A 5,565-nucleotide genomic window follows, 5' to 3' on the forward strand; every position below is an offset into this window, starting at 1 on the left:
GACAGGATGTTGAGCAGGGTACTTTTCCCGCAGCCGGACGGGCCGATCAGCGCCAAAATTTCACCCTGACCGAGCGTCAGTGAGACGTCGCGCAGCACCGGCAGCTCGCCGAAGGTTTTATCAATGCCCCGCGCTTCTAGCGGAAATGCAAGCGGGGTGTCGTGCGGTTGGAAACTCATGGCTGAAGTCTCCGTTCGAGAATGGGCAGCAATGCGCCGTCGCGACTCAGCGTGGCGTAGACTTTTTCCAGCGTCATCGTCTGGAAGGTTTCGATATGGCGGCGGGCGATCAGCTCTACCCGCTTGGCGTCGCCCTGACTGAACGCTTCGATCATTGCGTTATGGTCGTGTTTGATTTCCGGCTTGGTGCCCTGAACGTTGAAGCCCAGCGCCACCAGCCGCGCCATTTCGTCCATCAGGCTCGAGAGCATGGCGATCAGGTGATGGTTGCCGGAGGCTTGGGCGATGGTCAGATGAAAGCGTTTATTGGCGTTCATGAAGACGTCGATTTGCCGGGAAAGCGGGGCGCTAATCTCCTCCCGGCAGGCGGCTTCCAGACGGCGCAGTTCATCGATATCGACACGGCCAACCGCTAACCGGGCGGCCAGCGGTTCCAACTGCGCGCGAATGGTGAAGATTTCCTCGACGTCCTGCACCGTGACCGGCGCAATCTGATATCCCTTGCGCGGACGAGACGTGATCAGGTTTTCATGACACAGCCGCGCCAGCGCCACCCGACAGGTGCTTTTGCCGATATCGTAGCGTTCCATCAACGCCTGTTCGGTGATCATGGCCCCCGGCAGCAGCTTGCAGCACAGGACATCGCGACGAATACGTTCCCACGCGCTGTCGGCCTGAGATTGCGGTGCGCTGTCTTTGGCCTGCGATATCACCATCTGGAGATCCTCAATGAACTCTGTGAGCAGCTCACAGAGCGGGGTTGGGACGCTTAATTGAGGGCCAGTCTATGAAGCAGAAAAGAGAACCACCACCAAGAAATATGGCGATAGATATGCACATAAGGTCTTAACTGAGCAGCCCAGACAAAGACCCGTTCGGAATCAACAGGACGCGCGCAATCATCCTGTCATCGCGGCGGCTGAGAGCGCGTTGACGGGGCAAACATGACGGTGAAGGGGATAACATTCAGGGCGGCAAAACGGTCACCGTCGAGATGACGGCAACCTTATCCAAAAGTGTCTGCGTAGGGGTAAAACGGTTCGGAGAACAGGTCAGGCGCTTTGACGATGAAGGTTTAACGCCAGCTGTTCCTGCGTGTGGGCGATAGCCTCGCGCAGCAATTGACGGTCATGATGGTGGGGGACGTCAGCCGCCGCCAGCGGTTGCTGGATCAGCAGGCGATCGGAGAGGGCATCCGTGTTCATCTGTGGACCGAGGATCACCGCGTCGATAATCCGGCGACCCACTTTGGCTTCAATCATTTCTATCTGATGTGAGGTGGTGAGCTGCGAAGCCGCCGGGCTGAGCTCCTGATCCAGATTGGCGATATAGACCATCGGCGCGCGGCTGTGGTAGAGCGCGACGGTCAAATCTTCCAGCAGCAGCAAGGGCATCAGGCTGGTCAGGAAACTGCCGGGACCGATAAGCAGCAGATCGGCGTTGGCGATGGCGTCGAGCGCTTCGCGCGTGGCGGTGACGGCGGGAAACAGACGCAGATCCTGCGGCAGCGTCGCCAGCTGATCGACGGCGACTTCGCCATAGACCGGAAGGCCCTGCGCGTCCGTCGCCAGCAGATCGGCGGATTGCTCGGACATCGGGATCAATTCGGCGTCAATCTGCAGCAGATTGCGGATGAGATTGATGGCCTCAAGCGGGCGGACGCTGAGGTTGTCCAGCGCCTTGAGCATCAGATTGCCCAGATTGTGTCCGGCGAGTTCGCCGCTGCCGCCGAAGCGGTATTCGAACATGGCCGAGGCCGCGCTCGGCGTGGTGATCAGCTGATTGAGGCAGTTACGCGTATCGCCCCAGGCGATGCCGCCTTCGGAGCGGCGGATGCGGCCGGTCGAACCGCCGTTATCCGTGGTGGTGACGATGCCGGTCAGGCGTGAGCCGAGAAAAGAGAGTGAAGACATCACGCGTCCCAGACCGTGTCCACCTCCCAAAGCCACCACGCGCTGGAGATCGGTCAACGTGAGATTACGCATAGATGCCTCACCCAATTAAATAAATAAAAAAACGTAGCGGATATATATCACACTGCCCGCCGGTCGCGCATCACGCACGAGGAAAATCGTGTTGAAAAAGGGGGATGAACGGTGCTGAGAACGACTCGCCACTCGCTCGGGGGCAGATACTATAGGGAATGCCGAGGGCGAGTTTCGCCAAGGCGAACCGCGCCGTCGGAATAAGTGAAAACCCCGCTATATACAAATATATACACCGTATTTTCAGTGACTCGTCGCCAATATTGGCGATAGACTCTATGCTGAAATCACGGTTTCATTTGCGTTTTCACACTACGCGGAAGCGAAATCAAAACTCCTAGCCTGAATGCCTACGTTATGCCCGGTCGCGTAATAGGGTGCTCAGGCCGTGGCCTGTTCGGTCACCAGGGTGCGCGGTAGAAATGCCCGCATCTCCCGTATTTGGAAAGGTGTTTATGGTGAATCAACTGACCGACGCGTTTGCGCGCAAGTTTTACTACCTGCGCCTGTCGATTACGGACGTCTGCAATTTTCGTTGCACCTACTGTCTGCCCGATGGCTACCGCCCTCAGGGTAAGACCCCGCGTCGCTTTCTGTCGCTGGATGAAATCCGCCGCGTCAGCCGGGCGTTCGCCTCCATGGGGACGGAAAAAGTGCGGCTCACGGGAGGCGAACCCTCGCTGCGCCGCGACTTTATCGACATCATCGCGGCGGTGCGGGAAAACCCGTCTATCCGAACGCTGGCCGTGACAACCAATGGTTACCGGTTGGCGCGTGAGGCGGCGCGTTGGCGCGACGCCGGTCTGACCCATATCAACGTCAGCGTAGACAGCCTCGACGCCCGGCAATTTCACGCGATTACCGGACAGGACAAGTTCCGCGAGGTCATGGCGGGTATTGACGCGGCGTTCGCCGTGGGCTTCCCCAAGGTCAAAATCAATACGGTGCTGATGCGAGACGTCAACGACGGCAGCCTCAACGCCTTTCTTCACTGGATCAAGTCGCGCCCGATACAGCTGCGTTTCATCGAACTGATGGAAACCGGCGAAGGACGCGAACTGTTTCGCCGTCATCATGTCTCCGGTCAGACGATCCGCACACGCCTCTTGCAGCAAGGCTGGCAGCCGCAGGCGCGTCTGCGCAGCGACGGCCCGGCCCAGACGTTCTCTCACCCCGACTATCAGGGGGAAGTGGGGCTGATCATGCCGTACGAAAAAAACTTCTGTCAGAGCTGTAACCGGCTACGCGTCTCGGCGATAGGCAACCTGCATCTGTGCCTGTTCGGCGAGCAGGGGATCCCGCTGCGGGATTTGTTGGCGGATGATAGCCAGTTGGCGGCGTTGCAAGATCGCATTGCGGGCGGTTTGAAGCTGAAAAAAGAGACGCATTTTCTGCACGAAGGTGACAGCGGCATCACGCCCAACCTGTCCTTTATTGGCGGGTGAGCCCGTGTTGAACATAGAAGTGAAGTTAAGGAGAGAGTATGAGTCAGCCCAGTGAAACATTTATCCCACTGCGTATCGCAGTTATGACCGTGTCCTCGCGTCGCACCGAAGCGGACGACACCTCCGGCGACTATTTGCGCGAAGCCGCGCAGGAAGAGGGACACCAGATCGTCGCCAGCGCCATCGTGCCGGAAAATCTGTATCAGATCCGCGCCCGGGTCTCCGAGTGGATCGCGAGTGACTCGGTGCAGGTGGTGCTGATTAACGGCGGCACCGGGTTTACCGACGGCGATAAAGTGCCGGAGGCCATCCGCGTGCTGTTCGACCGTGAAATGGCCGGGTTTGGCGAGCTGTTCCGCATGGTGTCCTATGAAGATATCGGCACGGCGACGGTGCAATCGCGCGCGCTGGCTGGTCTGGCGAACGGTACGGTGATTTTTGCGATGCCCGGATCGACCCGCGCCTGCCGCACCGCCTGGGAGCGTGTTCTTCAGGAGCAGCTGGACGCGCGCCAGAAGCCCTGCAACGTCCATCCACATTTGAAAAAATAACGATAACTATGACTCAATTGACGCACATTAATGCCGCCGGGGAAGCGGCGATGGTGGATGTTTCCGCCAAGGCCGAGACGGTGCGCGAAGCCCGCGCCGAAGCGTTCGTCGCGATGGCCCCTGAAACACTGTCGATGATTATCGAAGGCCGCCATCACAAGGGCGATGTGTTTGCCACGGCACGCATCGCCGGTATTCAGGCGGCGAAACGGACCTGGGATCTGATCCCGCTCTGCCATCCATTGCTGTTGACCAAAGTGGCGGTAGAACTCGAAGCACAGCCCGCGCACAACCGGGTGCGCATCGAATCGCTATGCCGTCTCACCGGCAAGACCGGCGTAGAAATGGAAGCGCTGACGGCCGCCTCCGTGGCGGCGCTGACGATTTACGACATGTGCAAGGCGGTGCAGAAGGACATGGTCATCGGCCCCGTGCGGCTGCTCGCGAAAAGCGGCGGCAAGTCCGGCGACTTCCAGGCGGAGGACGCATGATCACCGTGCTGTTTTTTGCTCAAGTACGCGAATTGATTGGCACGGAGCGCGAGACGCTGCCCGCGACTTTTCCGACGGTTTCTGCGCTGCGGCAGGCGCTGTGTGAACGCGGCGATCGTTGGGCGCTGGCGCTCGAAGACGGCAAGCTGCTGGCGGCGGTTAACCAGACGCTGGTGGCAATGAGTCATCCGCTGCGCGACGGCGACGAAGTGGCCTTTTTCCCGCCGGTGACGGGAGGGTGAGCATGAAAGCGACTCGTATTCAGGTTGGAGAAGACGCGTTCAGCGTGGGCGAAGAGTATGCCTGGCTGGCCGCCTGCGACGAGGACGGCGCGGTCGTCACCTTCACCGGCAAAGTGCGCAATCATAATCTGGGAGAGAGCGTGAGCGCCCTGACGCTGGAGCACTATCCCGGCATGACCGAAAAAGCGCTGGCGGAGATCGTCGAGGAAGCCCGCGAACGCTGGCCGCTACAGCGCGTCAGCGTGGTGCATCGCATCGGCGCGCTCTATCCGGGCGACGAAATTGTCTTCGTCGGCGTGACCGGCGCGCACCGGGGCGCGGCGTTTGAAGCCGCTGAGTTCATCATGGACCTGTTGAAAACCCGTGCGCCGTTCTGGAAGCGGGAATCGACGAAGGAGGGCGACCGGTGGGTGGCATCGCGAGACAGCGATCGTGAGGCCGCCCGGCGCTGGACGCGATAAAAGCCGTGCCGGGCGGCGTGTGACTGGCCGGTGGCCGGGCGATTTTGTGGTAAACTTTAGCTCGGAGGGCAATTATTTGCCTGGGATCGTTTACTCAACACAAAGGAAGCATCATGGATCGATATCCACGTTCCAATGACTCGATTGTTCAGCGTGCTGGCACCAGCATGCAGACCTATATGGCGCAGGTTTATGGTTGGATGACCTGCGG

8 protein-coding genes, 1 pseudogene and 1 riboswitch are annotated in these 5,565 nt (G+C 59.6%); of the genes and pseudogenes, 6 read left to right on the forward strand and 3 right to left on the reverse strand.

The annotated features are described in order from the left end of the window. The 3 genes from Q7O77_RS14025 to yvcK form a co-directional block, all read right to left on the reverse strand. The coding region (locus tag Q7O77_RS14025; RefSeq protein ID WP_304168478.1) for an ATP-binding cassette domain-containing protein at window positions 1-179 on the reverse strand (179 nt) is incomplete at its 3' end. Beyond that, window positions 176-895, reverse strand: coding sequence for a GntR family transcriptional regulator (locus tag Q7O77_RS14030; protein WP_085651569.1), 720 nt, complete (start codon window positions 893-895; stop codon window positions 176-178). The genes Q7O77_RS14025 and Q7O77_RS14030, both read right to left, overlap by 4 nt. Window positions 896-1,231: 336 nt before the next feature. Next, window positions 1,232-2,164, reverse strand: coding sequence for a uridine diphosphate-N-acetylglucosamine-binding protein YvcK (yvcK, locus tag Q7O77_RS14035; RefSeq protein WP_304168463.1), 933 nt, complete (start codon window positions 2,162-2,164; stop codon window positions 1,232-1,234). Window positions 2,165-2,486: 322 nt separating this feature from the next. Next, window positions 2,487-2,632: riboswitch (molybdenum cofactor riboswitch) on the forward strand. Between yvcK and moaA the strand changes: the two genes are divergently transcribed. The 6 genes and pseudogenes from moaA to Q7O77_RS14065 all read left to right on the forward strand — a co-directional run. Beyond that, window positions 2,620-3,609: a GTP 3',8-cyclase MoaA gene (gene moaA, locus Q7O77_RS14040; protein WP_304168465.1), complete on the forward strand. Its 990-nt coding sequence runs from the start codon at window positions 2,620-2,622 to the stop codon at window positions 3,607-3,609. (Overlaps the previous riboswitch by 13 nt.) 38 nt (window positions 3,610-3,647) lie before the next feature. Further along, on the forward strand, window positions 3,648-4,160 hold the full coding sequence (gene moaB, locus Q7O77_RS14045; protein WP_304168468.1) for a molybdenum cofactor biosynthesis protein B: 513 nt from the start codon (window positions 3,648-3,650) through the stop codon (window positions 4,158-4,160). Between the two features lie 8 nt (window positions 4,161-4,168). Next, window positions 4,169-4,651, forward strand: a complete 483-nt coding sequence (gene moaC / locus Q7O77_RS14050; protein WP_085651573.1) for a cyclic pyranopterin monophosphate synthase MoaC — start codon at window positions 4,169-4,171, stop codon at window positions 4,649-4,651. Beyond that, window positions 4,648-4,893, forward strand: coding sequence for a molybdopterin synthase sulfur carrier subunit (moaD, locus tag Q7O77_RS14055; protein ID WP_304168474.1), 246 nt, complete (start codon window positions 4,648-4,650; stop codon window positions 4,891-4,893). The genes moaC and moaD overlap by 4 nt, the downstream gene beginning before the upstream one ends. Before the next feature lie 2 nt (window positions 4,894-4,895). Then, complete coding sequence (gene moaE / locus Q7O77_RS14060) at window positions 4,896-5,354, forward strand: molybdopterin synthase catalytic subunit MoaE (protein WP_304168476.1); 459 nt, start codon at window positions 4,896-4,898, stop codon at window positions 5,352-5,354. Window positions 5,355-5,467: 113 nt separating this feature from the next. Further along, window positions 5,468-5,565 (forward strand): annotated as a pseudogene (locus tag Q7O77_RS14065) (BAX inhibitor (BI)-1/YccA family protein); the annotation flags it as partial.

Origin of the sequence: Lonsdalea britannica (genome assembly GCF_946477055.1) — a bacterium.
Classification (GTDB): domain Bacteria; phylum Pseudomonadota; class Gammaproteobacteria; order Enterobacterales; family Enterobacteriaceae; genus Lonsdalea; species Lonsdalea britannica_A.

Excerpts from the sequence above, each read along its gene's own strand:
- Q7O77_RS14030 (WP_085651569.1), bottom strand. The coding sequence starts at position 895 with ATGGTGATATCGCAGGCCAAAGACAGCGCACCGCAATCTCAGGCCGAC.
- yvcK (WP_304168463.1), bottom strand. The coding sequence starts at position 2,164 with ATGCGTAATCTCACGTTGACCGATCTCCAGCGCGTGGTGGCTTTGGGA.
- moaA (WP_304168465.1), top strand. The coding sequence starts at position 2,620 with ATGGTGAATCAACTGACCGACGCGTTTGCGCGCAAGTTTTACTACCTG.
- moaB (WP_304168468.1), top strand. The coding sequence starts at position 3,648 with ATGAGTCAGCCCAGTGAAACATTTATCCCACTGCGTATCGCAGTTATG.
- moaC (WP_085651573.1), top strand. The coding sequence starts at position 4,169 with ATGACTCAATTGACGCACATTAATGCCGCCGGGGAAGCGGCGATGGTG.
- moaD (WP_304168474.1), top strand. The coding sequence starts at position 4,648 with ATGATCACCGTGCTGTTTTTTGCTCAAGTACGCGAATTGATTGGCACG.
- moaE (WP_304168476.1), top strand. The coding sequence starts at position 4,896 with ATGAAAGCGACTCGTATTCAGGTTGGAGAAGACGCGTTCAGCGTGGGC.